The sequence below is a fragment of the Micromonospora sp. IBSANI012 genome, assembly GCF_052814045.1.
This window is the reverse complement of record NZ_CP199933.1, coordinates 6,573,274-6,596,997: the sequence shown is the minus strand read 5'-3', so window position 1 is coordinate 6,596,997 and position 23,724 is coordinate 6,573,274. Positions and strand designations below refer to the sequence as shown.

The window sequence follows — 23,724 nt, the reverse complement described above, 5'->3', positions numbered from 1 at the left end:
CGGCGGTCACGCCGGCAAGTGTGGCAGACCAGTCGGGCGGCTCCGGCCGGGCTGGCGGCGGCCGGGGGCGAGGCGGATGACCGCGCCGGTGTCGTGCAGCGGCGGGACCAGGGTGCCGGGCCGGCCGCCCGAGCCGCGTTGCAGGGCGGCGAGGAGGCTGCCGGACGGCAGCGGACGGGCGAAGAGGTGGCCCTGGCCGGCGGCGCAGCCCAGCTCCCAGAGCGCCCGGCGCTGCGGCTCGCTCTCCACTCCCTCGGCGACCACGGTGAGGTCGAGGCTGCGGCCGAGGTCGAGGGTCGAGCGGATGACCGCCGCGGCCTCCGCCGAGCCCTCCATCGCGGTGACGAAGCTGCGGTCGATCTTCAGCTCGTGCACCGGGATGCGGGAGAGCAGGGAGAGCGACGAGTAGCCGGTGCCGAAGTCGTCCAGCGCCAGCCGGACGCCGGAGTCGCGCAGCCGGCTGAGGACCCGGTCGACCACGTCGAGCTGGCTCAGTGTCAGCGTTTCGGTCAGCTCCAGGACCAGCCGGTCGGGCGGGAGGTCGTGGGCGCGCAGCCGGGCCAGCACCGCGCCGGGGAAGCGGGCGTCGAGCAGGCTGCGGGGGGAGACGTTGACCGAGACCGGCAGGTCGAAGCCGGCCGCCCGCCAGCTCACGGCGGCGAGCAGCGCCTGGTCGAGGATCGCCTCGGCGAACGCGGGGAGCAGGCCGGAGCGTTCCACCGCCTCCAGGAAGCGCAGCGGGTCGATCATGCCGTGGGTCGGGTGGTGCCAGCGGGCCAGCGCCTCCGCGCCGGTGACCTCGCCGCTGGCCAGGTCCACGATGGGCTGGAAGTTGACGGTGAACTCGTGGTCGGCCACCGCCCGGGGCAGCTCGCCGCCGAGGGTGAGCCGGCCGAGGTCGGCGGTGTCCCGGGTCGGCGCGTACGTGGAGACCCGCTGACCGGCCCGCTTGGCCTGGTACATCGCCACGTCGGCGCGGCGCAGCAGCTCCGGCATGCCGCCACTGGCCGGGGCCACGGCGATGCCCCCGCTGGCCTCGACGCTGATCCGCATGCCGTCCACGTCCAACGGCTGGTGCAGGGTGCCGATCAGCGCCTCCGCCCGGTGCGCGGCGACCGCCGGGGCGGGCAGCCCGCGCAGCAGTACGGCGAACTCGTCGCCGCCGAGGCGGGCCACCAGGTCCTCGGCCTGCGCGGCGGCCCGCAACCGATCGGCGACCTGCATCAGCACCTGGTCGCCGGCGGCGTGGCCGAGGGTGTCGTTGACCTCCTTGAAGTGGTTGAGGTCGATCAGCACCAGCGCGGTCACCCCCTCGGCGTGCCGGGTGCTGAGCTGCTCGGTGCCGCGCTCCAGCAGTTGCCGCCGGTTGGCCAGGCCGGTGAGCGCGTCGTGGGTGGCGGCGTGCGCGTGTTCGGCGGCCACCCGGGCCAGCTCGGCGTACGCCTGGGCGTTGCGGACCGCGGTGCAGAGCGCCGAGGCGAAGGTGCGCAGCGTGTACTGCTCCCGCTCGGAGAGCTGGACCGGTCCCCGGAAGCGCAGCCGCAGCACCCCCACGTCGGCGCTGCCGTCGTGCCCCTCCAGCCGGGTCGGCAGTACGGAACCCTCGACCGTGCTGGGCTCGCCGGCCGGTCCGTCGTACCCGATGGTGCCGCCGGCGCCGCGGACCGTACGCCCGCCGTCGCGCAGCTCGATTTCCACCTCGTCGGCGGAGAAGAGCTCGCCGGCCTGGGTGACCGCGGTGGTGAGGACCTTGTCCAGGTCGACGACGTTGAGCGCGTCGGTGGTCCGGGCGAGGCGCTGCCAGGCCTGCTGCTCGGTCCGGGCCTTGACCCGGTTGGAGTAGAGCAGGTGGAGGCTGAGGACCAGCGGCGGCACCGCCAGCAGCAGTCGGTTGTCGCCCCGGAGGATGACCAGGGTGGCGGCGATCAGGACGAAGCGGGCCAGTGCGCTCGTCAGGCGCAGCCCGAGGTCGTCCCGGAAGAGCCGGCGGACCTGGGTGCCGGTGGCCAGTGCGATGACCGGCAGGGTGAGCACCTCGTCGAGGACCACCGCGACGGCGTAGGCGACGCCGACCATGCCGATGGCGTGGCGCAGGTCGGCCGTCTCCGACCAGCCCAACGCGTGCAGGGTCACGCCGGCGCCGGCGGCCAGCAGGGTGCTCTTGGCGCCACCGAACGCCGTCTTCAACGGCGACGGCTTCATCGACAGCAGCGCGGTCGCCACGCCGACTCCGGTGGTCAGCACCACCAGCGGCGCCGGTGCGACCGCCAGGCCGAGGACGATGGCCGTCTCGCTCCAGGAGATCGCGTGCACCGTCGCGCGGATGCGGATCCGCCAGTTGATCCGCACACCGAGGGCGGCCATGAAGACCAGGGTGAGCGACAGCGTGAGGTCGTCACCCGAGAGGTCGAGGTGGACCAGTTGGCGCACGGAGAAGGCCACCGCGACCGCGGCCACCACGCAGACGAGGCCGACGTGCAGCGTCAGCTGCCGCTCGGCCTCCGTCTTGCCTTCGCCCGGTCGTGCCACCGCGTCCTCGACTGCCACTCGGTTTCGCTGAGCAGAGGCCAAGGCTACGTGCGGTCATCCCGTCGCCACAATCGTCTACAGCCACTCGTGTGCGGACATCGCCTTGATCCCTTCACTGGTCGTCACCCCGACCCCCGGGTCGGTGTCTCGGACCAGCACAGCCTAAGTGCGGTTAGGCCAATTTTGGAGGGATAAATGTAACTATGAGCAATAGATGAGAATTGGGCGGGACGTCGTGACGTTCCGTTTCCCCGCGGAGACTGACCGCTGCGTGGCTATCGCTTCTTGTTAACGCTAGATAATGGTGGACGCGCATCGGTTTGGTCATCGGGCGCAGGGCCCTACTTCCGGGTACCCAGAGGTGGCGCACGCCTCACACTGAAGCGGGAAGCGGCCGATGGCCGACGGAGTGTAGTCGTATCGAAACTCTCGCGTATGTGCTGACTGAGCATTCGTCGTGATTCGCGTTCTGTAAGTTGCGCCTTTTCATCGGTCGCACCCGCCCGCCCGCTGCCGCAGATGCGTCGAACTCCCTTTGCGTCGGGCGCTTGCGAACCTGAACCGTTTAGTCACGATCAGGGAAACCGCTGATGAACAGCGGGACGTGAATCGGGGGACGGGTTCGGTCCCGTCCCGTCCCGTCGCGCGTTTGCGCGCAGGCGGGCCCACGTCCCGGTCGTACCCGGCGGATAGGCTTCGGTCGTGACCGATCCCGCGCAGCTCACCCACGTCGACCCGGCGGGCGCGGCCCGAATGGTCGACGTCTCCGCCAAGCCGGTCACCGGCCGGCTCGCCGTGGCCGCCGGCCGGCTGCGCACCACCGCCGAGGTGGTCGACCTGCTCCGCCGCGACGGCCTGCCCAAGGGCGACGCGCTGGCGGTCGGTCGGCTCGCCGGCATCATGGGCGCCAAGCGCACCCCCGACCTGATCCCGCTCTGCCATCCGATCGCGCTGCACGGCGTGACGGTCGACCTGCGGCTCACCGGGGACACCGTCGAGATCACCGCCACGGCGCGGACCGCCGACCGGACGGGCGTGGAGATGGAGGCGCTGACCGCCGTGGCGGTGGCCGGGCTGGCCCTGGTCGACATGGTCAAGGCGGTCGACCCGGCCGCCTCCGTCGACGCGGTGCGGGTGCTCCGCAAGGAGGGCGGTAAGACCGGCGAGTGGGTCCGCCCGGAGGATCGGCCGTGATCCGGGTCCGGGTGGTGGTGGCCTCCAACCGCGCCGCCGCCGGCGTCTACGCCGACACCAGCGGTCCCCTGCTCGTCGCGGGTCTGCGTGAGCTGGGCTGCGCCGTCGACGAGCCGGTGGTGGTGCCCGACGGCGAGCCGGTGGGCGAGGCGTTGCGCAGCGCACTGGCCGACGGGATCGACGTGGTGTTGACCAGCGGCGGCACCGGGATCACCCCCACCGACCGGACGCCCGACGTGACCCGGGCGCTGCTCGACTACGAGATCCCCGGCATCGCCGAGGCGATCCGGGCGTACAGCCGCGACCGGGTCCCCACCTCCGCGCTGTCGAGAGGGCTGGCCGGGGTGGCGGGCCGGATGCTCGTGGTCAACCTGCCCGGGTCGACCGGCGGCGCGCGGGACGGCCTCGCCGTGCTCGGCCCGATCCTCGTCCACGCCGTCGAGCAGCTGCGCGGCGGCGACCACTGACGCCCGGTCCGGCGTCCACGGCGATAGGCTCGCCCGGTGAGCGCGCGGACGTGAGGCGCGCACCGCAGTCGGTGAACGGAGGCCCCCGGTGAGCACGGAAACCGCCGCCGCCGCGGCGCAGGTGGCGGCACCGCCGCCGGCCGGTTGGGAGGAGGCCCGCTCCCGGGTGTACGCGGTCGGCCTCGCCGCCGCGCTCCCCGCGGTCCGCCGGCCGCTGGCCGACACCGACGGGCACACCCTCGCCGAGCCGCTGACCACGCGGACCGACCTGCCCGCCTTCCCGACCTCCAGCGTCGACGGCTGGGCGGTGCGCGGCGAGGGCCCCTGGGACGTGGTCGGGCGGGTGCTGGCCGGCAACACCCCACCCCCGCTGACCGCGGACGGCACCACCGTCGAGATCGCCACCGGCGCGATGGTCCCCGAGGGCACAACCGCCGTGCTCCGGATCGAGGAGTCGAGCCGTACCGCCGACGGACGGGTGACCGGCACGCCCCGGCCCCACCCGGAGTGGCGGGAGCCGGGCGAGGAGGCGTACGCGGGTGAGGAACTGCTCCCCGCCGGCACCCCGGTCGACCCGGCGCTGATCGGGCTGGCCGCCTCCTGCGGCCACGACCAGCTGCCGGTGCGCCGGCAGCCCCGGGCCGCGCTGCTGGTCTTCGGCGACGAGCTGCTGACCGCCGGCCCGCCCGGCGCCGGCCGGGTACGCGACGCGCTCGGCCCGGCCGTGCCGGCCTGGCTGCGCCGGTACGGCTGCCAGGTGCGCTCCTCCGACGTGGTCGGCCCGGTGGCGGACACCCTCTCCGCCCACGTGGCGGCGTTGCGGTCCGCGCTGACCAACGCCGACCTGGTCTGCACCACCGGCGGGACGATGCACGGTCCGGTCGACCACCTGCATCCCACCCTGGAGGCGCTCGGCGCGGACTACGTGGTCAACACCGTGGCGGTCCGGCCGGGTTTCCCGATGCTGCTGGCCCGGCTTGTCGGCGCCGACGGCCGGGTCCGCTTCGTCGCCGGGCTGCCGGGCAACCCGCAGTCCGCGATCGTCGCCCTGGTCTCGCTGGTCGCGCCGCTGCTGGCCGGGTTGACCGGCCGACCGATGCCGGTGCTGCCGCACGCCACGCTCGCCGAGCCGGTGCCCGGTCGGGGCGACCACACGCACCTGGCCCTGGTCCGGCTGGACCGGGCCGCCGGCACCGCCCACCCGGTGCGCCACGTCGGCTCGGCGATGCTGCGCGGGCTGGCCGGCGCCGACGGGTTCGCGGTGATCCGTCCGGGCACCACCGGCGAGGCCGGGGCGCGGGTGCCGGTCGTACCGCTGCCGCTGCTGCCCGGGGAGCGCTCGTGGTGACCGCCGACCCGACGGTGGCCGTCCTCGCGGTCACCGACCAGCCGCTCGACCTCGCCGCGCACGAGGCCGCGGTCGCCGACCGACGGGCCGGCGCGGTGGTCTCTTTCCAGGGCGTGGTCCGCGACCACGACCACGGCCGTCGGGTCACCCTGCTGGAGTACGAGGGCCACCCGAGCGCCGCCGACGTGCTGCGCGAGGTCGCCGCCGAGATCGCCGCTGAACCTGGGGTGTACGCGGTCGCGGTGTCGCACCGGATCGGCCGGCTGGAGATCGGAGACGTGGCACTGGTCGCCGCGGTCAGCACCGCGCACCGCGCTGCGGCCTTCGAAGCCTGCGCCCGCCTGGTCGACGAGGTCAAGGCGCGCCTGCCGATCTGGAAGCGCCAGGTCTTCACCGACGGCACTGAGGAATGGGTCAACTGCCCCTGACCGCTCCCGTCATGATCCACGCACTAACCGAGAAAGAGTGGCTGTCCCGCGTCGGACAGCCACTCTTTCCCTGCAATTGCGGGCCGGTGGGCGGTCAGCGGCGGGCGGTGGCGGTGGTGCGGGCCAGGCGGTCGGTGTAGAAGGCCGGTTCGGCGCCGGGGCGCCAGGGCAGCGCGGCGACCAGCACGATCAGCGCCAGCGCGAGGGAGTTCTCCATCAGCGCGCCGAAGAGCCCGTCCTGGTAGTGCGACACCTCGGGGAGCTGGTGCTCGTACGGCCAGATGGGCGAGACGAGGAAGAGCAGGTAGAGCCCCGCCGCCGCGACGGCGTGCCGCAGGCCGGTCAGTGTCGGGTACCAGATCGGCGGGCGTAGCCCGTTCACCCCGGGCGGGCCCCCGTACGACGACGCCTGGCCGGCGCGCGCCGCCAGGCCCCGGCTCGCCTCGCGACGGCGTACGGCGGCGTCGGCGAGCACGACGATCGCCGGGATGACCCAGACCAGGTGGTGCGTCCAGGAGATCGGGCTGATCACGTTGGCGGTCAGCCCGACCAGGGTGAACGCGGTCAACTCGTCGCCGTCGGCCCGCGCGGTGGCGGCGCGGGAGAGCCCCACCGCCAGGATCAGCACCGAGAACGACAGCCAGAGCAGACCGGGCGTCTCGATCGAGTCGTACAGCCGGGCGAGCAGGCCGGCCAGCGACTGGTTGGGGGTCATGTCGGCCGCGCCGACCCGCTCGGTCTGCCACAGCACGCCGCCGAAGTAGGCCCGCGACTCCGTCCCGACCAGCGCGAACGTCCCCAGCGTCACGCCGATGGTGGTGCCGACGGCGGTGGCCGCCGTCCGCCACTGCCGGGTGACCAGCAGGTAGACGATGAAGAGCGCCGGGGTCAGCTTGACGGCGGTGGCCAGGCCGATGCCCATGCCGGCCCACGCCCCGCTGTAGAGGAAGCGCACGAACGGGCCGTCGGTCGGGCGGCCGTGGGTGCCCCGCCGGGATCGCCAGCGCAGCCCGATCAGGTCGGCCATGATCAGCCCGAAGAGCAGCACGTTGACCTGGCCGTACCCGAGGGTCTCCCGGACCGGTTCGATGGCGACGGACATCGACGTCGCGATGCCCACGGTGAACCAGAGCGGCCAGGCGAGGCGGTCCACGATCGGGCGCAGCAGCGCGGCCAGCACGAGAGCGAGGGCAGCGATGCTGCCCGCCGCGTTGATCCAGCCAGACGCCTCGATCGGCAGTCGCGCCATCGGCAGCATCACCAGGGCGGCGAAGGGCGGGTAGGTGAAACCGAGGGTCGTGGTCGGCGCGATGAACTCGTACAGCTCGTGACCGCTCGCCCACCACACCACCGCGCCGTGGTAGATCTTCATGTCGAAGAAGTTGTACGGCCGCCCGAAAGCACCGATGGCGAGCCATGCGGCATAGGCGACGGCGGCCACGATGCCGGTCCGTACGACTGTCCTACGATCGATCCCACGCGTTGCGCGACGGACTGGGGCGAGGCGGTCCAGCCGTCTACCGACGATCGCCGGCATGGCGTGGCCACCCCCGTACCAAGGTCGTCCTACCCGTCCAGGTCCGGTACGGAGCCTAGAACGGCGCCTCACGTTGATGCCTCCCGCGTTATGCGACCGTGTCCGATCCCACACATGTTTTTGACATTTCCACCGCGTTAACGGCAGTCGGGTGGTTCAGGTAATTCGCGGCCTTGCGGGGGGTGATGGCCGTATTGACGCAGGTCAGCCCGGAAGTCGCCGGGCCGCGGACGCCGAGAGGGCGGCGATGCGTGCGTCCCGGCGGGCGGTACGCACCGCACGGGTCACGGAACGTCGAGAGTGGCCGATGCGATGACCGGCCCGCCAGCGCAGACCCGGCTTCCCCTCGGTATCGGCGGCGGCGAGCAGCAGGCCGCCGAAGAGCCCGAGGTTCTTCAGGAAGTGGACCTGGTTGTTGTTGCGCGCCGCCGGGTCGTCGTTCTTCCAGAAGGGGTGCCCGGCCAGGGTGACCGGCACCAGCGTGCCGGCGAGCACGAGCGCGGCCGGCCGGCTGAACCTCCCGGTGGCCAGCATCAGGCCGGCGGCGAACTGCACCGCCGAATTGGCGCGGACCAGTGTGGTGGTGTCGGTGGGAAGCTGCGGTGCGACGTTGGAGATCAACGGAGCGACCCGGTCGGTGATCGGCTGGGCGGCCGGCACGAGGCGCTCGGGGTGCTGGAAGTTGCGGACCCCGCTGACCACGAAGATGCCGCTCAACATGACGCGGGCGAGGGAGCGCACGGGTTTCATGGATCAGTCATACCCCGTCCGGGCGTCCGCTACCCCGGCAACGGCCGATCCCGGACCTTCCGACATGGAGGTGACGCCACGCCGATTCGAGCGACCGTCGCTGATGGACGCGCGTCGACCGGTAACGTCGCCCGGGTGACGACCCTGCGGCTGCGCCCCGAGGACCCGGCGGACACCGGCCCGGTCCGCATGGTGCTGGCCGCCGCCTTCGCCCGCCCGGACGTGGCGGTCCCCGGCGAGGTGGCGCTCGTCGACGAGCTGCGCGACAGCGGCGCGTGGATCCCGGAGCTGGCGATGGTGGCCGAGTACGGCGGCGAGGTGGTCGGCTACGCCCTGCTCAGTCGGGTCTTCGTACAGTCCGACGACGTCCGCGCTCCGGCGCTGGCGCTCGGGCCGGTCGCGGTGTCCCCGCACCGGCAGCGGGTCGGGCACGGCACGGCGGCGGTGCAGGCCGGGCTGGACGCCGCGACCGAGCTGGGTGAGCGCCTGGTGGTGGTGCTCGGCGACCCCGCGTACTACCGGCGCTTCGGGTTCGTCCGGGCGGACCGGATGGGACTGACCAGCCCGTGGTCCGGTCTGGGGGAGCCGTGGCAGGCGCTGCCGCTGCCGCCGAGCACCAGCGGCGAGGGACCGCCGCCGCGCGGTGAGGTGCTGTTCCCGGCCCCCTGGTCCCGCGTCTGACCGCCACCGGAGCGCCGTCGACGTGACTGGTGCGCCGGGTGCCGCCGGAGAAGCCGGCGCGGTCAGGCCGGTTGGGTGCGCAGGTACCGGCCGAAGTGCGGGACGGTGAAGGCGACCGTGCCCCGCTCGCCGGAGTAGATCAGGCCCTTCTTGATCAGCGCGTCCCGGGCCGGGGAGAGGCTCGCCGGCTTGCGCCCGAGCGCCCGGGCGATCTCCGCGGTCGGCACGGCCGCGTCCATGTCGTCCCGGCCGCCGCCGTCGGCCTCCCCTTCCACCAGGGACAGCGTCGCCATCGCGCGCATGTACTCGCGCTCGGCGGGGGTGGCCCGCTCGAACCGGGAGCCGAAGAAGCCGACCGCCAGTTCGGCCTCCGCCTCGGGAGCGGCCACCCGGACGTCCGCCGCGGTGATCGGCGAGCGGGGCGCGTGGTCCCAGGTCGCCTTCCCGTACGCCTGGACGAAGTAGGGATAGCCACCGGACTTCTCGTAGAGCAGGTCGAGGGCCTTCTGCTCGTACTCGACCTCCTCCCGCTCGGCCGGCGCGCAGAGCGCCTGGTCGGCGGCGATCCGGTCGAGGCGGTCGATGCGCTGGTAGCGGAACAGTCGTTCGGAGTAGGACTTGGCCGCGCTGAGCACGGCCGGCAGGTGCGGCAGGCCGGCGCCCACCACGATCAGCGGCGCGCCGAGCTGGGACAGCTCGTGGCAGGCGGCGCAGAGCGCCGAGACGTCCTCCGGGCCGAGGTCCTGCATCTCGTCGATGAAGACGGCGATCCCGGTGCCCACGTCGGCGGCCACCCCGGCCGCGTCGCTGAGCAGCTCGACCAGGTCGATCTCGATGTCGCCGGAGTCGGCCCGGCCGCTGCTCGCCGGCACGTCGATGCCGGGCTGCCAGCGGTCGCGCAGCTTGGGGGCGGCGGCACCACGCCCGGCGGGCGCGGAGCGCTGGGCGAACGCCTTGAGCACGCCGAGGAAGGCATCGATCCGGTCCGGGGCGCGGTGCCGGGGAGCCAGCTCGCGGACGGCCATGTGCAGCGCGGCGGCCACCGGCCGGCGCAGTGACTGGTCCGGCCTGGCCTCGATCTTGCCGGTGCCCCAGAGATGGTTGATCGCCTGCGAGCGGAGGGTGTTGAGCAGCACCGTCTTGCCGACGCCGCGCAGCCCGGTGAGCATCAGACTGCGCTCGGGGCGACCCCGGGCGATGCGTTCCAGGACCACGTCGAAGACGTCCAGCTCCCTACCCCGGCCGGCGAGCTCGGGCGGGCGCTGGCCGGCGCCGGGGGCGTACGGGTTGCGGACCGGATCCACGCATCGCAGAGTATCGGGCCGTCTAGCCGGGGGACTAGAGATGCATAGACGGAGCTACCGGCGTGTCTGCGGGCCTCGACAACAATCTTGCCCTGTCTAGCATGGACGCTAGACAGGGCAAGATTGACCTACTAGGAGCGTTTCCGCAGGCAGAGCACGTAGTCGAAGAGGTCGACCGGGTTGTCGTGCACGTAGTTGACCGTCGACCTCGGCGAGAGGGTCCGGCACCGCTGCCCGTCCGTGGTCTCCGGGATCCGCAGCAGCACCTCGAACGTGTCCGGGCCGCAGGGCACCTCGCGCAGCTCGGCCTCCTCGTCCGTGCCGTCGTTGACCACGCAGTCGCCCACCGCCACGTCGATCCCCTCCGTCGGGTCGGGCTCGGCGGTGCTCGGGTCGGTGCCCGGCTCCTCCGTCGCCGCCGCCGACGGCTCGGCCGAGGTGACCACCGTCGGCGACGCGTCGTCGGCGCTGGTCGCCCGCCACACCGCGAAGCCGGTCAGCCCGAGGCAGGGACAGAGCAGCAGGACCGCGACCAGCCCGATGATCAGGGCGATCCGGCCGCCGTTCCGCCGGGGCGGGGGCGCGGGCGGCAGCGCGTACCCCGGGGGTGGTGGCGCGTGGAACTGCGGGACGGGCCCGGCCGGCGGGAATGGCCCGGGCGGGGGGTACCCCCCCGCCCGGGGCGGGTGGTGGCGGTCCGACGGGGCCGGAGGCGGGTCGCTGGTACGGGTCGTCCGGCTGACCGGGTGGTCCGAAGGATGCCATGTCTTCCCCAGGGGTGGGATCAGCGCTGCTTCAGGCAGAGGACGAAGTCGAGGGTGTCCAGTTCGCTGTCGAAGAAGTACCAGTTGGTGTAGCCCGTGACCTTGGCACACTTGGCCTCGGCGTCCTTCTCACCGCTGGTCTCCCCGTCGAAACGCCGCAGCACCTCGTACGTCTTCGGGGCGCATTCGCTGATCAGCAGCTTGGGCTTGCCGCCCGCCGGGCCCTCGTTGCGGACGCACTGCCCCGCCTTCACGAAGCGCGGATCGGCGGACGAGGCCGGCGCGGGGGTGGTGGGCGCCGGCTCGCCCGGCCCGGGCAGCGCCGCGCTCGGCGCCGCGGAGCCGGTGGGCGCGGCGTTCGACGCCGGTTCGTCGTCCCGGCCGGCCAGGTACCAGAGCGTGGCGGCGCCGCCGAGGACGAGCACCGCCAGCACGGCCAGCACCGCGATCAGCGGACCCCGGCCCCGCTTCGACTGCGGTGGCGTCGGGTCGCCGAGGTACGCGCTGGGGCCGGCCGATCGGTACGGCTCGGTGGGCGGGTGGACCTCGGTGGCCGCCCATCCGGGCTGCGAGTACGGCTGGTGGGCCTGCGACTCGCCCCACGCGGGCGGGCCGTGCGGATCCGGTGCGGCGCCGTACGCGTCGTCCGGGCGTCGCCCGCCCCACGGCTCCGCGGCGCCGCCACCCGGTGGCCCGTAGTTCGCCATGCACGCCTCCTGCGTACTCGGTGCTGAGAGGCCGGACACCCGGGCGGGACACCGACGCCGTGATCACCGTAGCGTGGTCCACCGATGAGCTCATCTCCCTCGAGTGCGACACCCACCCGGCCCGGCCTGATCTGGACGGCGCTGCTGCTGGTCTACGTCCTGTGGGGCTCCACCTATCTCGGCATCCGGATCGCCGTGGAGTCCATGCCGCCGCTCGCCTCGGCCGCCCTCCGGTTCGCCGCCGCCGGGCTGGTGCTCGCCGTCGCCCTGCGGGTGCGACGCGGTCCGGGGGCGTTGCGGGTCGACCGGCGTCAGCTCGCCTCAGCCGCCCTGGTCGGGGTGCTGCTGCTGGCCGGCGGCAACGGCCTGGTGGTGCTCGCGGAGGCGGGTCCGCCCGGGGTGGCGGTGCCGTCGGGCATCGCCGCGCTGCTGGTGGCCACCGTCCCACTGCTGGTGGTGCTGCTGCGCACCGCCACCGGCGACCGGCCGCGCGGCTGGACCTTCGCCGGGGTGACGCTCGGCTTCCTCGGCCTGGTGCTGCTGGTGCTGCCCACCGGCGGCACGGGCGCGGTGCCGCTGGCCGGCGCGCTCACCGTGGTCGCCGGGGCCACCTCCTGGTCGGTCGGCTCGTTCCTGTCCGGTCGGCTGGCCATGCCCGGCGACCCGTTCGTCGCCACCGTGTACGAGATGTTCGCCGGCGCGGCGGCGCTCGCCGTGCTCGCCCTGGCCCGGGGCGAGCTGCGCGACTTCTCGCCGGGCGAGGTGACGGGCCGGTCCTGGGCGGCGCTGGCGTACCTGATGGTGGCCGGCTCGCTGGTGGCCTTCACCGCGTACGTCTGGCTGCTGCACCACGCGCCCATCTCACTGGTCGCCACGTACGCCTACGTCAACCCGGCCGTCGCGGTCGGGCTCGGCGCGCTGCTGGTCGCCGAGCCGATCACCGCGCAGGTCCTGCTGGGCGGCGCGGTGATCGTGGCCGGCGTGGCGCTGGTGGTGAGCACCGAGCGACCCCGGCGGCCGGCGGCGGAGCCCGCCGACGGGGCAGCCGCGGAACCGGCGCACCGGTAACGTCCCGGCCCGTGTCCGTCGGGCTGCTGACCGCCGCCGCGCTGTGTGGCGGGCTCGTGGGCGCGGCGGCGCCGACGTTCGCCCGCCGGTTCACCACGGACCGGTCCGCCAACGCCTGGTCCGCCACCGCCCGGTGGACGGTCGGCTGGGCGCTCGTCGGGGCGGTGGTGTTCGCCGGGCTGGCCGCCGCGCTCGGGCTGGACCCGGCCCTGCCGGCGTACCTGTTGGTGGCGGCCTTCGGGGTGGTGCTGGCGGTGGTCGACCTGGCCTGCCTGCGGCTGCCCGATCCGCTGGTCGGCGCGGCCGCCCTCGGCGGCGTCGCCGGCCTCGGGGTGGCCGCGCTCGCCGCCGGCACGCCGGGCCGTCTGGCGGTCGCCCTCGCCGGGGCCGCGCTCTCCTTCTCCGGGTACGTCCTGCTGGCGCTGCTGCCCGGCGCCCGGCTCGGCTTCGGCGACGTCAAGCTCGCCGCCGCCCTCGGCCTGCCGCTCGGCTGGCTCGGCTGGCCGACCCTGGGCTACGGGCTGCTCCTGCCTCACCTGCTCAACGGCGTGCTGGTGCTGGCCCTGCTGGCCGCCCGCCGGGTACGCCGGGACACCGCCCTGCCGTTCGGCCCGGCGCTGCTCGCCGGGGCCTGGCTGGCCGTGCTGCTCGCCTGACCCGGCCGGCCCTGCTGCTCGCCTGACCTGGCCCTGCTGCTCGCCTGACCCGGCTGGCCCTGCTGCTCGCCTGACCCGGCTGGCCCTGCTGCTCGCCTGACCCGGCTGGTCCGGCTGCTCGCCGGAGCCTGCTGCGGAGGCCCGTGCCGTTCTGAGCGTGATACCTGACAGGTATCAAAATGACTCTGAGGTATAACGCTCGTCAGGATGTCCGGCCCGGCGCAGGGCACCGCCCGGTGGGCGCGACGAGCCGCGGGACGGCGCCGGCCCCGTGGGTCAGATCAGGCGGAGCTGGCGGTCCTTCGGTCGGCGGGGCTCGGTCTCGCCGAAGCGCTCGAAGAGCCCGGCGTCGATCACGTCGAGGAACGGCGACGGCCGGCACTCCCGTTCCGACCCGTGCCGGACCCGGCGGGCGGCGTGGCTGACGTAGAGCCGGTCCTGGGCGCGGGTCAGGCCGACGAAGAAGAGCCGCCGCTCCTCGGCGACCGCGTCGTCGTCCGGCTCGGTGCCGGGCCAGCGCAGCGGCAGCAGCCCGTCCTCGGCACCGACCAGGAAGACCACCGGGAACTCCAGTCCCTTGGCGGCGTGCAGGGTGAGCAGGGTGACCGCCTCGGCGCGCGGGTCGAGCGCGTCCACCTCCGCGCCGGTGGCGAGCTGGGACAGGAACAGCCCGAGGTCGTCGCCGCAGCGGCGGGCCAGCGGGGTGAGCAGGTCGACCGCCGTGCGGACGTCCTCGGGGCGTACCGCGGCGACGCCGTCCAGCGTCGGCACGGCGAAGCGCTCCGCCAGCACCTGGCCGGCCAGCCGGACGCGGGCCGGCAACGAACCGTCCAGCCCGTCGGCGTGCCGCAGCTCCCGGGCGATGGCGGTCACCCCGGGCCGGTCCCGCAGCCGGTCGTGCGAGCGCTTCTGCACCGGGATGTTCGCCCGGGCGAGGGCGTCCACGATCGGGGCGGCCTGCGAGTCGGTGCGGTAGAGCACCGCGATGTCGGAGAAGGAGAGCGTGGTCGACCGGCCGTCGATCCGGCCCGAGTCCAGCGACCGGTGGGACAGGCCGCCGACCAGCTCGTCGATGGTGCGTACCACGAAGTCGGCCTCGTCGGCGACGGAGGCCGCCGGGTAGCGGCCGACCAGCGGGGCCTCCGGGTCGAGCCGGGCCGGGTCGAGCCGGCGGCCCCGCACCAGCGACGACGGCGCGATGGCCTGCACGGCGGCGGCCAGGATCGGTGCAGACGAGCGGTAGTTGCGGTTCAGCCGGACCAGTCGGGCGTCGGTGAAGTCCTGCGAGAAACGCAGGAAGTAGCCCACGTCCGCGCCCCGGAACGAGTAGATCGCCTGGTCCGGGTCGCCGATCGCGCAGAGGTTGCCGTCGGCGGGGCTGAGCAGGCGCAGCAGCTCGTACTGGACCGCGTCGACGTCCTGGTACTCGTCGACGAAGATCCACCGCCAGCGCTCGCGGTAGTCGCGCATCAGCTTCTTGTCGGCCTTCAGCAGCGCGACCGGCAGGGTCAGCAGCTCGTCCAGGTCGACCAGGTCCTGCTTGCGCAGCAGCGCGGTGTAGCGGTCCGGGTCGTCGCCGGCCTCGGCGCGGGCGGTTGCCCGGTCGGCGTCGTCGGCGATCCGGAAGTCCGCCGGCAGCCCGGCGGCGGCCGCGTTCTCCCGCAGGATGGCCAGCCCGAGCGAGTGGAACGTGCCGACGGTGACGTCCTCGGCCACCGGGCCGAGCAGCCCGTCGAGCCGGTGCCGCAGCTCCTCGGCGGCCCGCCGGGTGAAGGTGATCGCCAGGCACTGCTCGGGGAATACGTTCAGCTCCGCGCAGAGGTACGCGATCCGGTGGGTGAGCGTCCGGGTCTTGCCGGTACCGGGGCCGGCCACGATCAGCAGCGGGCCACCCGGCGCGGACGCGGCCACCCGCTGCATCGCGTCCAACCGGTCGAGCAGGCCGGTGCCGACCTCCTCCATGCCGGCGAGCATCGGCTCGAACGGCTCGTGCGGCGAGGGCGCCGGCGCGATCGGCGGGGGAGGCGGCGGCGCGGCCTTCCGCTTCGGCTCGGCCTTCGGCACCGCCGGGCGACGGGCCTTCGCCTTCGCCGCCGGCTCGGCGGGCCGTCGCTGCGCCGGCACGGGTACGTCGAAGAGCGTCTCCGCCTGCGCCCCCGTGGCCTTCGCGCCCAGCTCGGCGGGGTCGAAGAGGGTGATCACGCCGTACTCGCCGTCGTAGCCCGGCACCCGGCGGACGTCGCCGCGGCGCAGCCGGCCGATGCCCTCGGCCAACAGCTCGCCGCCGACCCGCCCGATCTCGTCCAGCGGGGTACGGGTGAGGATCTCCAGCTCCGGGCCGAGCGCGGCGACCAGCTCGTGGAGTTTCCCCTCGACCTTCTTGCTCCGCGCACCCACCTTGTTGATCTCGCCGAGGAGCTCGGCCAGCGGCACCAGGTGGGTGACCTCGCGGGCGTGCGCGGGGCGGTGCCCCGCCGGCCGGTCGGCCAGTTCCTCGACCCGGCTCAGCACGCCGACGGTCAGCGGCTTGCCGCACTCCGGGCAGCGTCCACCGGCCTGCCGGGTCCGCTCGGGCGACCAGTTGACGCCGCAGAGCCGGTGCCCGTCCGCGTGGTACTTCCCCTCCTCCGGGAAGAACTCGATCGTCCCGGCCAGCCCGTCGCCGGTGCGCAGTGCCTCCCGGATCGCGAAGTAGTCGCGGTCGGCGGAGAAGACCGTCGCCTCCCGGGCCAGCGCCGGCGGGGAGTGCGCGTCGGAGTTCGAGACGAGCTGGTAGCCGTCCAGGCTGCCGACCCGCCAGTTCATCTCCGGGTCGGAGGAGAGGCCGGTCTCCACCGCGAAGACGTGCTCGGCCAGGTCGGCGTAGCAGTCGGCGATCGCGTCGAAGCCGGACTTCGAGCCGAGCGCGGAGAACCAGGGCGTCCAGATGTGCGCCGGCACCAGGTAGCCGTCGCCGCTGGCCTCCAGGGTGATCTCCAGCAGGTCCCGGGAGTCCAGGCCGAGGATCGGCCGGCCGTCCGAGCCGAGGTTGCCGATCCGGCCCAGCGCCGTGTTGAACCGCGCCACCGCGTCCAGGTCGGGCAGGTAGATCAGGTGGTGGACCTTGCGGGTCCGGTCGTCCCGCTTGTAGATCGTGGAGATCTCCACGCTGAGCATGAACCGGACCGGGTCGGTCTCCGCCTCGCTGGCCAGCCGGGGCGGCAGCCGGCGGGCGATGTCCCGCTCTGCCTCCGGGGCGAGCCGGTAGAGCCCGGGCTCGGCCGGGTGCAGCGTCTCGCGCAGGTGGTCGTACCAGGCGGGGTGGGTGAAGTCCCCGGTGCCGAGCACGCCGATGCCCTTGCGCCGCGCCCACCAGCCGAGGTTGGGCAGGGTGAGATCGCGGCTGCACGCGCGCGAGTACTTCGAGTGGATGTGCAGGTCCGCGACGAACGGCGGGACGCCACCGGGGGGTGCGGCGCTGAACGGAGGCACGCCGCATCCTGTCACGGCCGGTCCACCACCCGCCCGCCGCCACGCGTACGCGTGAGAAGAGCAATCCGGTGCTGGACTCCGTCGCCCGGTCGCGCTATGGGGCGCGCAGCTCCACCAGGGTGATCTGCGGCGGGGCGCCGACCCGCACCGGCGGGCCCCAGAAGCCGGCGCCGTTGGTGACGTACACCTTGGTGCCGTCCACCTCGCCGAGCCCGGAGACGACCGGCTGCTGGAGCTTGACGGCCAGGTTGAACGGCACGATCTGGCCGCCGTGGGTGTGCCCGGAGAGCTGGAGGTCGACGCCGAACTTCGCCGCCTCGTGCGCGGCGACCGGCTGGTGGGCCAGCAGCACCACCGGGCGGCTCGGGTCGCGGTCGCCGAGCGCGGCCGCGTAGTCGGCGGGCGCGGCGAGGCCGGTGCCGGCGGCGGTCACGTCGTTGACGCCGGCCAGGTCCAGCACGCCACCCCGGGCGCGGATCTCCTGCCGCTGGTTCTGCAGCACTCGTAGGCCGAGCCGGTCCACCTCCTGGACCCACTCCTCCACGCCGGAGTAGTACTCGTGGTTGCCGGTGACGAAGAAGTTGCCGTAGCGGGAGCGCAGGCCGCGCAGCGGCGCCGCTGCCTCGCCCAGCTCGGCGACCGAGCCGTCGACCAGGTCGCCGACGACCGCGACGAGGTCGGCGTCGAGCCGGTTGATCGCGGCGACGATCCGCTCGGTGTGCTCCCGCCCGCGCAGCGGGCCGAGGTGGATGTCGGAGACGGTGGCGATCCGCAGCCCGTCCATGCTGCGCGGCAGCTTCGCCAGCGGGATGCGGACCCGGTCCAGCTCGGGCGGGCCCGTCGCCACCCGGACGCCGTAGCCGGTGACGCCGGCCGCGGTGAGCCCGGCGAAGATCGCCGCGCCCCGGGCCAGCAGCAGCCGGCGCGAGGCGTCGTGGTCGGGCTGGTCCACCGCCTCGACGGCCGGCGGGTCAGCGGTGCCGGCCGCCCCGACCAGCACCGGCTCCGGCGCGGCGGCGGTCGACTCGGCGATCGCCGACCGGCGGCGCAGCACCAGCCGGGCGCCCGCCATCGGCACTTCCAGCACCAGCAGCAGGACCAGCAGGTAGAACATCACCGCCAGCCAGAGGTAGCCCGGCCAGGCCAGCCAGAACGCCCCGACCGCCCGGGTGCCGGCCATCGTCGCCGGTACGAGCAGCGCCAGCAGCAGCGCGGCGACCGCGCCGATCCGCCGCCACCGCCCGGGACGGGTGGTGTCCTTGACCAGCCGCTTCCACAGGTAGAAGTGGATCAGGCCGATGATCAGGGCCAGGGTGGCCACGAACGCCAGAGTCGCCAACATGCCAGCCCTTCTCAGCCGCCCGCGAAGGGGGGCAGCACGTCGATCGTGACCCCGGCGGGCAACGGTGTCCCACGATCATGACAGCGCACCCCGTCGACCAGGAAACTCGCCACCTCCAGCACGGCGGCCAGCCCCGGCCCGTGGCGCTCGGCGAGTTCACCGACCAGTTCGTCCAGGGACCGGCCGGCGGATGCGGTCTCCTCGGTGCGGCCGGCGGCGGCCCGGGCCCCGGCGAAGTAGCGGACGGTGAGGTCCACGGCTCAGCCTCCGATCGCGGACATCGGCCGGGCCGGTTGCAGGAAGGTGGGGTCGTCGATGCCGTGCCCGGCGCGCTTGCCGCGCATCGCCACCTGCCAGCGCTCGGCCAGCTCCGCGTCGTCCGCCCCGCCGCGCAGCGCGCCGCGCAGGTCGGACTCCTCGGTGGCGAAGAGGCAGGCCCGGATCTGGCCGTCGGCGGTGAGCCGGGTCCGGTCGCAGTCGCCGCAGAACGGCCGGGTGACGCTGGCGATCACGCCGACCCGGGCCGGCCCGCCGCCGACCAGCCAGGTCTCGGCGGGGGCCGCGCCCCGCTCGGCCGGGTCGGGCGTCAGGGCGAACGCGCCGGCCAGCGAGGCCAGGATCTCGTCGGCGGTGACCATGGTGGCCCGGTCCCAGCCGTGCTGGGCGTCCAGCGGCATCTGCTCGATGAACCGCAGCTCGTAGCCGTGGTCGAGGGCGAACCGCAGCAGCGCCGGGGCCTCGTCGTCGTTGACGCCCCGCATCAGCACCGAATTGACCTTCACCGGGGTGAGCCCGGCCGCGGCGGCGCCGGCCAGCCCGGCGAGCACGTCGGCCAGCCGGTCCCGCCGGGTCAGCCGGCTGAACCGGTCGCGGTCCAGGGTGTCGAGCGACACGTTCACCCGGTCCAGCCCGGCCGCGCGCAGCGTGGGGGCGAGCCGGTCCAAGCCGATGCCGTTGGTGGTGAGGGAGATCCGGGGGCGGGGGGCCAGCGCGGCCACCTCGGCGACGATGCCGGCCAGCCCCGGCCGGATCAGCGGCTCGCCGCCGGTGAAGCGGACCTCGGTCACCCCGAGCCGTTCCACGGCGACCCGGACCAACCGGACGATCTCGTCGTCGCCGAGCAGCTGCGGCCCGGCCAGCCAGGGCAGACCCTCCGCCGGCATGCAGTACGTGCAGCGCAGGTTGCACTTGTCGGTCAGCGAGACGCGCAGGTCCCGGGCGACACGGCCGTACCGGTCGACGAGGGCGCCCTCGGCGGGCGGGGCGACGGTCACCCGTCGACCGTAGCGCGGCCGGTCCCGCCCAGCGTTGCTCGGGCGGCCCGGGTGACCGCATCCCGGTACGCCGAGCCGAAGGCGGCGGTGTGCACCAGCAGCAGGTGAAGCTGGTGCAGCGGCAGTCGTTCCCGCCAGCCGTCGGCCAGCGGCCACTCCTCTCGGTAGGCGCCGACGATCCGGTCGAGGTGCGGCGCGCCGCCGAAGAGGGCCAGCTGGGCCAGGTCGGTCTCCCGGTGCCCGCCGTGTGCGGCCGGGTCGACCAGCCAGGCCCGGTCGTCCGCGCCCCAGAGCACGTTCCCCGGCCACAGGTCGCCGTGCACCCGGGCCGGCGGCTCGTCGCCGCCGAACTCGCCGATCCGGGCGACGACCTGCTCCACCAGCGCGGCGTCCGCCGCGGCGAGCGCGCCGCCGGCCACCGACAGCGCCAGGTAAGGCAGCAGCCGACGCCGGGCGAACCAGTCCGGCCAGGGGCCCTCGTCGGGGGTGTTGTCCTGCGGCAGCGGGCCGATGAAGCCGGGCCAGTCGGCGCCGAAGGCGGACGCCCCGGCCCGGTGCATCCCGGCCAGCTCCCGGCCGAACCGTTCGGCCGCCTCCGGGGACGGCTCGCCCGGCTCCACCCAGTCCAGCGCCAGCAGCTCCGGCAGCGCCACCACCACCTCCGGTACGGCCACCGTGCCCGCCGCGCGCAGCCAACGCAGCCCGGCCGCCTCGGTGGCGAAGAAGCCCTCCGGCACCGGTCGGTCGGCCCGCTCCGGCCAGCTCTTGGCGAAGACGGAGTGACCGTCTTCCAGGGTGAGCCGGGAGGCGGCGCAGACGTCACCGCCGGAGACCGGCGTCTCCCGGATCCGCTGGTGGGTCAGGAACGTCGGCAGGTGCTCCGGATGCGTCCGCAGGTACGCCAGGTCCATCAGCGCAAGGTAGCCGCTCGGTGGGACACCGGTGGATTCCGAAACTCGGCAAATCCGTGTCACCTGCGGGAACACTCTCCGTGTCTGTGGACAACCCGCGTGTCGTCCACAGGGCCTGTCGGGCGCGTCCCCCGGGTCGCAGGCTGCCGGCATGACCGCGACCGACCGCCCCCGGCTCACCGTCCGCTCGCCCGCCGACCTGCTCGCCGCCGTGCCGTACCTGCTCGGCTTCCACCCCGCCGACAGCGTCGTCGTGGTGGCGATGCGCGCCCAGCGGGTCGTCTTCGCCGCCCGCGCCGACCTGCCCGACCGTGGCGCCGACCCGCAGCTGCCCGCCGATCACCTCGGCGGCGTCCTCGGCCGGCAGGACGCCGACGCCGCCACCGTCATCGGGTACGGCCCGGCCGACCGGGTCACCCCGACCGTCGACGCGGTACGCGCCGCGCTGACCACGGCCGGCCTGACCGTGCTCGACGCGATGCGGGTGACCGACGGCCGGTACTGGTCGTACCTCTGCGCGGAGGCGGCGTGCTGCCCGCCCGACGGCACCCCGTACGACCCGGGCAGCAGCGAGGTCAGTGCCGCCGCGGTCTACGCCGGTCAGGTGGCGCTCCCCGACCGGGCCGCGCTCACCGCCCAGGTGGCCGCCGCCGACGGGCAGGACCGGGCGGCGATGCGGCAGGCCGGCGTCCGGGCCGAGCGGCGGCTGCTCACCCTGCTGACCGAGGCGCCCGCCGCCGACCTGCTCGGCGGTCGCTCGATCCGGGCGGCCGGCGTCGCCGCCGTGCGGGACGCCCGGCGGGCGCACCGCCGGGGCGAGCGGCTCACCGACGACGAGGTGGCCTGGCTCAGCCTGCTCCTGACCCACCTTCCGGTGCGCGACCACGCCTGGGAACGCACCGACGGGCGGGAGGAGGACATCGACCTCTGGGGCGATGTGCTGCGCCGCGCCGAGGAGGAGCTGATCGCCGCGCCGGCGAGCCTGCTGGCCTTCGCCGCCTGGCGCGCCGGCCAGGGCGCGCTGGCCGCGGTCGCGTTGGAGCGGGCGCTGGCAGTCCACCCCGACTACTCCCTGGCCCAGCTCCTCGACGACCTGCTCCGCCGCGGCGTACCCCCGTCCGAGCTGGACGGCTGGCCGGCCGTCGGAGAGCCGGGCGTGGTCCGGCGGCGTCCCCGCCGCCGACGACACGTGCGGCGGGGCCTCGGATGAGGTGGTGGGGAACTTCTGCCGACGTCGGGTCCGGCGGGGCGTCGCTCGCGCCGGTCAGTCGACCAGCACCCGATGCCCGCCGGCGTAGACGTTCATCGTCCGGCCGCGCAGGAAGCCGACCAGCGTCATCCCGGCCTCCTCGGCCAGGTCGGCGGCGAGCGAGCTGGGCGCGGAGACCGCCGCGAGCAGTGGTAGGCCGGCCATCCACGCCTTCTGGGTCAGCTCGAAGCTTGCCCGGCCGGACACCAGCAGCAGGTGCCCGGCCAGCGGGAGGCGACGTTCCCGCACCGCCCAGCCGACCACCTTGTCCACCGCGTTGTGCCGGCCGACGTCCTCCCGCAGCACCACCGGCTCGCCCTCGGCGGTGAAAAGCCCCGCCGCGTGCAGGCCGCCGGTGCGGTCGAAGGCCCGCTGGGCCGCGCGCAACCGGTCGGGCAGGGCGGCGAGCACGTCGGCCCGGACGGTGAGCGGGTCGTCCACCACCGGGTACGGCGACCGGGTCCGCACCGCCTCGATGCTGGCCTTGCCGCAGACCCCGCACGAGCTGGTGGTGTAGAAGTTGCGCGACGGGTCGGTGGTGGGCTCCGGCACGCCCGGGGCGAGCACCACGTCCACCACGTTGTAGGTGTTCGGGGTTTCCGCCCCGGCGCAGAGCTGGGCGGTGAGCACGTCCTCGGTCGACCGGATCAGCCCCTCGGTGAGCAGGAACCCGATCGCCAGGTCGATGTCGTCGCCGGGGGTACGCATGGTGACCGCGAGCGGCCGGCGTCGACCGGGTCCGGCCGGGCCGACCCGGATCTCCAGCGGCTCCTCCACGGAGAGGGTGTCCGGCCGGCGTACCGGGGCGCGTCCGTCGGCCACCGCGTCGAGGTCGATGCGGAGCACGCTCCGCCGGTCAGTCGCCCGTCCCATCCCGCCATCCTCCCCCGCCCGCTCGGCGACGCGCACCACGACGCCGGCCGGCACGCGGGCCCGCCGATCCCCTTCGGCGGTGGCGTCGGGCGCGCACGGGCCGACCACCCGCACCGCGACGCCGGCCGGCGTGCGGGCCTGCCGATCCCGCGCCGGTGGCGGAGGACCGGCGTGCGGGCGAGCCGGACGACGACGCCGGCCGGGCGGACGGACGGGTCGGCGCGAGGCTACGGTGGCCCGGTGACGGCGTACGCGGCGGTGGTGCTCGCGGGCGGTGCGGCGCGCCGGATGGGCGGGCGGGACAAGCCGGCGCTGCCGGTCGGTGGCATGCCGATGCGGGAGCGGGTGCTGGCGGCCGTCGCCGACGCGGCCCCGCGGATCCTGGTCGGGCCGGCCGACGCGGTCCCCGGCGACGTGCTGGTGACCCGCGAGCGACCGCCGGGCGGTGGCCCGGTGGCGGCGACCGCGGCCGGGCTCGTCCTGCTGCCCCCCGACACGACCACCGTCGCCCTGCTCGCCGCCGACCTGCCGCTGCTCACCCGGGAGGCGGTCGGCGTGCTGCTGCGCGCGCTGCACCCGGAGCCCGACGGGGCGCCGCCGCGCGGTCACGTGGACGACGGGCCGGACGGGGTCTGCCTCCTCGACGACCGGGGCCGGCGACAGCCGCTGTGCGGTGTGTGGCGGGCCGCAGCGTTGCGGGACGCGCTGGCCCGCCTCGTCGGGCGTCGGGGCGGTACGCCCGACGGCGCCTCGATGCGGGAGTTGCTCGCCGAGCTGAGGGTGCGTGACCTGGCGTGGTCCGGCAGCGGCCCGCCGCCGTGGTTCGACTGCGACACTGACTCCGACGTACGCCGGGCGGAGGAGTGGACGCGATGACGGTGATGGACGACTGGGTCACGGCGGCCTGCGCCGAGCTGGGGCTCGACCCGGCCGAGGTGCCGGTGCCGACGGTGCTCGACCTGGCCAGGGACGTCGCCCACCAGGTGCTGCGGCCGGGCGCGCCGGTGAGCGCGTACCTGCTCGGGGTGGCGGTCGGGCGCGGCGCCGACCCGGCGGGCGCCGCCGCGCGGCTGAGCGCCCTGGCCGCGACCTGGCCGGTGGAGCTGGGTGGCGACCGTCCCGACTGAGTCGCACCCGCCGCGTTGTCCGATCCCGGTCGCGGTGGATTCGA

At 74.7% G+C, this 23,724-nt stretch carries 21 protein-coding genes and 1 pseudogene; 10 read left to right on the top strand and 12 right to left on the bottom strand.

All coding sequences use genetic code 11. From position 1 onward, the window contains the following. Positions 1 to 6: 6 nt before the first annotated feature. Positions 7 to 2,547 carry a putative bifunctional diguanylate cyclase/phosphodiesterase gene (locus ACTWM8_RS30570; RefSeq protein ID WP_446211950.1) on the bottom strand — a complete coding sequence of 847 codons (2,541 nt, stop codon included), beginning with the start codon at positions 2,545 to 2,547 and terminating at the stop codon, positions 7 to 9. A 684-nt stretch (positions 2,548 to 3,231) separates the two neighbouring features. Here ACTWM8_RS30570 and moaC point away from each other — a divergent pair. From moaC to ACTWM8_RS30550, 4 genes are all read left to right on the top strand, one after another. Beyond that, a complete protein-coding gene (gene moaC, locus ACTWM8_RS30565; RefSeq protein ID WP_088959707.1) occupies positions 3,232 to 3,723 on the top strand; it encodes a cyclic pyranopterin monophosphate synthase MoaC in 492 nt (163 codons plus the stop codon). After that, a complete protein-coding gene (locus tag ACTWM8_RS30560; RefSeq protein WP_446211949.1) occupies positions 3,720 to 4,190 on the top strand; it encodes a MogA/MoaB family molybdenum cofactor biosynthesis protein in 471 nt (156 codons plus the stop codon). The genes moaC and ACTWM8_RS30560 overlap by 4 nt, the downstream gene beginning before the upstream one ends. 88 nt (positions 4,191 to 4,278) lie before the next feature. Next, the gene (locus tag ACTWM8_RS30555; protein WP_446211948.1) at positions 4,279 to 5,538 is read left to right on the top strand and encodes a molybdopterin molybdotransferase MoeA; all 1,260 of its coding nucleotides are present in this window, start codon (positions 4,279 to 4,281) and stop codon (positions 5,536 to 5,538) included. After that, positions 5,535 to 5,966 (top strand): molybdenum cofactor biosynthesis protein MoaE, encoded by a 432-nt coding sequence (locus ACTWM8_RS30550; RefSeq protein ID WP_446211947.1) that lies wholly within the window; start codon positions 5,535 to 5,537, stop codon positions 5,964 to 5,966. Before ACTWM8_RS30555 ends, ACTWM8_RS30550 begins: the two co-directional genes overlap by 4 nt. A 94-nt stretch (positions 5,967 to 6,060) precedes the next feature. Here ACTWM8_RS30550 and ACTWM8_RS30545 read toward each other — a convergent pair whose 3' ends face one another. Both ACTWM8_RS30545 and ACTWM8_RS30540 read right to left on the bottom strand, forming a co-directional pair. After that, positions 6,061 to 7,503, bottom strand: a complete 1,443-nt coding sequence (locus ACTWM8_RS30545; protein ID WP_446211946.1) for a glycosyltransferase 87 family protein — start codon at positions 7,501 to 7,503, stop codon at positions 6,061 to 6,063. 204 nt (positions 7,504 to 7,707) lie between these two features. Then, positions 7,708 to 8,253 carry a DoxX family protein gene (locus ACTWM8_RS30540; RefSeq protein WP_446211945.1) on the bottom strand — a complete coding sequence of 182 codons (546 nt, stop codon included), beginning with the start codon at positions 8,251 to 8,253 and terminating at the stop codon, positions 7,708 to 7,710. Between the two features lie 135 nt (positions 8,254 to 8,388). Between ACTWM8_RS30540 and ACTWM8_RS30535 the strand changes: the two genes are divergently transcribed. Beyond that, positions 8,389 to 8,934 carry a GNAT family N-acetyltransferase gene (locus tag ACTWM8_RS30535; protein ID WP_446211944.1) on the top strand — a complete coding sequence of 182 codons (546 nt, stop codon included), beginning with the start codon at positions 8,389 to 8,391 and terminating at the stop codon, positions 8,932 to 8,934. Between the two features lie 62 nt (positions 8,935 to 8,996). Here the strand turns inward: ACTWM8_RS30535 and ACTWM8_RS30530 are convergent, their stop codons facing one another. The 3 genes and pseudogenes from ACTWM8_RS30530 to ACTWM8_RS30520 all read right to left on the bottom strand — a co-directional run. Beyond that, a complete protein-coding gene (locus ACTWM8_RS30530) occupies positions 8,997 to 10,238 on the bottom strand; it encodes an ATP-binding protein (RefSeq protein WP_154941106.1) in 1,242 nt (413 codons plus the stop codon). Positions 10,239 to 10,369: 131 nt separating this feature from the next. Then, complete coding sequence (locus ACTWM8_RS30525; protein WP_446211943.1) at positions 10,370 to 10,723, bottom strand: LppU/SCO3897 family protein; 354 nt, start codon at positions 10,721 to 10,723, stop codon at positions 10,370 to 10,372. A gap of 299 nt (positions 10,724 to 11,022) precedes the next feature. Continuing rightward, positions 11,023 to 11,511 (bottom strand): annotated as a pseudogene (locus tag ACTWM8_RS30520) (LppU/SCO3897 family protein); the annotation flags it as partial. Positions 11,512 to 11,793: 282 nt separating this feature from the next. Here ACTWM8_RS30520 and ACTWM8_RS30515 point away from each other — a divergent pair. Together ACTWM8_RS30515 and ACTWM8_RS30510 are read left to right on the top strand one after the other, a co-directional pair. Beyond that, positions 11,794 to 12,777: an EamA family transporter gene (locus tag ACTWM8_RS30515; RefSeq protein WP_446211942.1), complete on the top strand. Its 984-nt coding sequence runs from the start codon at positions 11,794 to 11,796 to the stop codon at positions 12,775 to 12,777. A gap of 11 nt (positions 12,778 to 12,788) precedes the next feature. Beyond that, positions 12,789 to 13,433, top strand: a complete 645-nt coding sequence (locus ACTWM8_RS30510) for a prepilin peptidase (RefSeq protein ID WP_446211941.1) — start codon at positions 12,789 to 12,791, stop codon at positions 13,431 to 13,433. 276 nt (positions 13,434 to 13,709) lie between these two features. Here ACTWM8_RS30510 and ACTWM8_RS30505 read toward each other — a convergent pair whose 3' ends face one another. The 5 genes from ACTWM8_RS30505 to ACTWM8_RS30485 all read right to left on the bottom strand — a co-directional run bounded on the left by ACTWM8_RS30505 (position 13,710) and on the right by ACTWM8_RS30485 (position 20,431). Beyond that, a complete protein-coding gene (locus tag ACTWM8_RS30505; protein WP_446211940.1) occupies positions 13,710 to 16,904 on the bottom strand; it encodes a UvrD-helicase domain-containing protein in 3,195 nt (1,064 codons plus the stop codon). Positions 16,905 to 16,998: 94 nt separating this feature from the next. Beyond that, positions 16,999 to 18,246: a metallophosphoesterase gene (locus tag ACTWM8_RS30500; protein WP_446211939.1), complete on the bottom strand. Its 1,248-nt coding sequence runs from the start codon at positions 18,244 to 18,246 to the stop codon at positions 16,999 to 17,001. A gap of 11 nt (positions 18,247 to 18,257) precedes the next feature. Beyond that, entirely contained in the window at positions 18,258 to 18,503 is a 246-nt protein-coding gene (locus ACTWM8_RS30495) for a MoaD/ThiS family protein (RefSeq protein WP_154941116.1), read from the bottom strand. A gap of 3 nt (positions 18,504 to 18,506) precedes the next feature. Next, positions 18,507 to 19,520 carry a GTP 3',8-cyclase MoaA gene (moaA, locus tag ACTWM8_RS30490; protein WP_446211938.1) on the bottom strand — a complete coding sequence of 338 codons (1,014 nt, stop codon included), beginning with the start codon at positions 19,518 to 19,520 and terminating at the stop codon, positions 18,507 to 18,509. Then, a complete protein-coding gene (locus ACTWM8_RS30485) occupies positions 19,517 to 20,431 on the bottom strand; it encodes a fructosamine kinase family protein (protein WP_446211937.1) in 915 nt (304 codons plus the stop codon). Before ACTWM8_RS30485 ends, moaA begins: the two co-directional genes overlap by 4 nt. Before the next feature lie 151 nt (positions 20,432 to 20,582). Here ACTWM8_RS30485 and ACTWM8_RS30480 point away from each other — a divergent pair, with 151 nt between their 5' ends. Next, positions 20,583 to 21,641, top strand: a complete 1,059-nt coding sequence (locus tag ACTWM8_RS30480; RefSeq protein ID WP_446211936.1) for a DUF4192 domain-containing protein — start codon at positions 20,583 to 20,585, stop codon at positions 21,639 to 21,641. A 54-nt stretch (positions 21,642 to 21,695) separates the two neighbouring features. Here the strand turns inward: ACTWM8_RS30480 and fdhD are convergent, their stop codons facing one another. Beyond that, complete coding sequence (fdhD, locus tag ACTWM8_RS30475) at positions 21,696 to 22,553, bottom strand: formate dehydrogenase accessory sulfurtransferase FdhD (RefSeq protein ID WP_446211935.1); 858 nt, start codon at positions 22,551 to 22,553, stop codon at positions 21,696 to 21,698. A 240-nt stretch (positions 22,554 to 22,793) separates the two neighbouring features. Between fdhD and mobA the strand changes: the two genes are divergently transcribed. After that, positions 22,794 to 23,429: a molybdenum cofactor guanylyltransferase gene (gene mobA, locus ACTWM8_RS30470; RefSeq protein WP_446211934.1), complete on the top strand. Its 636-nt coding sequence runs from the start codon at positions 22,794 to 22,796 to the stop codon at positions 23,427 to 23,429. Continuing rightward, on the top strand, positions 23,426 to 23,680 hold the full coding sequence (locus ACTWM8_RS30465) for a DUF6457 domain-containing protein (protein WP_377609339.1): 255 nt from the start codon (positions 23,426 to 23,428) through the stop codon (positions 23,678 to 23,680). Before mobA ends, ACTWM8_RS30465 begins: the two co-directional genes overlap by 4 nt. Positions 23,681 to 23,724: the final 44 nt, after the last annotated feature.

What these genes read in the sequence shown, in the direction of transcription:
- ACTWM8_RS30545 (WP_446211946.1), bottom strand. Translation starts at nt 7,503, where the DNA reads ATGCCGGCGATCGTCGGTAGACGGCTGGACCGCCTCGCCCCAGTCCGT.
- ACTWM8_RS30540 (WP_446211945.1), bottom strand. Translation starts at nt 8,253, where the DNA reads ATGAAACCCGTGCGCTCCCTCGCCCGCGTCATGTTGAGCGGCATCTTC.
- ACTWM8_RS30515 (WP_446211942.1), top strand. Translation starts at nt 11,794, where the DNA reads ATGAGCTCATCTCCCTCGAGTGCGACACCCACCCGGCCCGGCCTGATC.
- ACTWM8_RS30500 (WP_446211939.1), bottom strand. Translation starts at nt 18,246, where the DNA reads ATGTTGGCGACTCTGGCGTTCGTGGCCACCCTGGCCCTGATCATCGGC.
- ACTWM8_RS30485 (WP_446211937.1), bottom strand. Translation starts at nt 20,431, where the DNA reads ATGGACCTGGCGTACCTGCGGACGCATCCGGAGCACCTGCCGACGTTC.
- ACTWM8_RS30480 (WP_446211936.1), top strand. Translation starts at nt 20,583, where the DNA reads ATGACCGCGACCGACCGCCCCCGGCTCACCGTCCGCTCGCCCGCCGAC.
- fdhD (WP_446211935.1), bottom strand. Translation starts at nt 22,553, where the DNA reads ATGGGACGGGCGACTGACCGGCGGAGCGTGCTCCGCATCGACCTCGAC.
- ACTWM8_RS30465 (WP_377609339.1), top strand. Translation starts at nt 23,426, where the DNA reads ATGACGGTGATGGACGACTGGGTCACGGCGGCCTGCGCCGAGCTGGGG.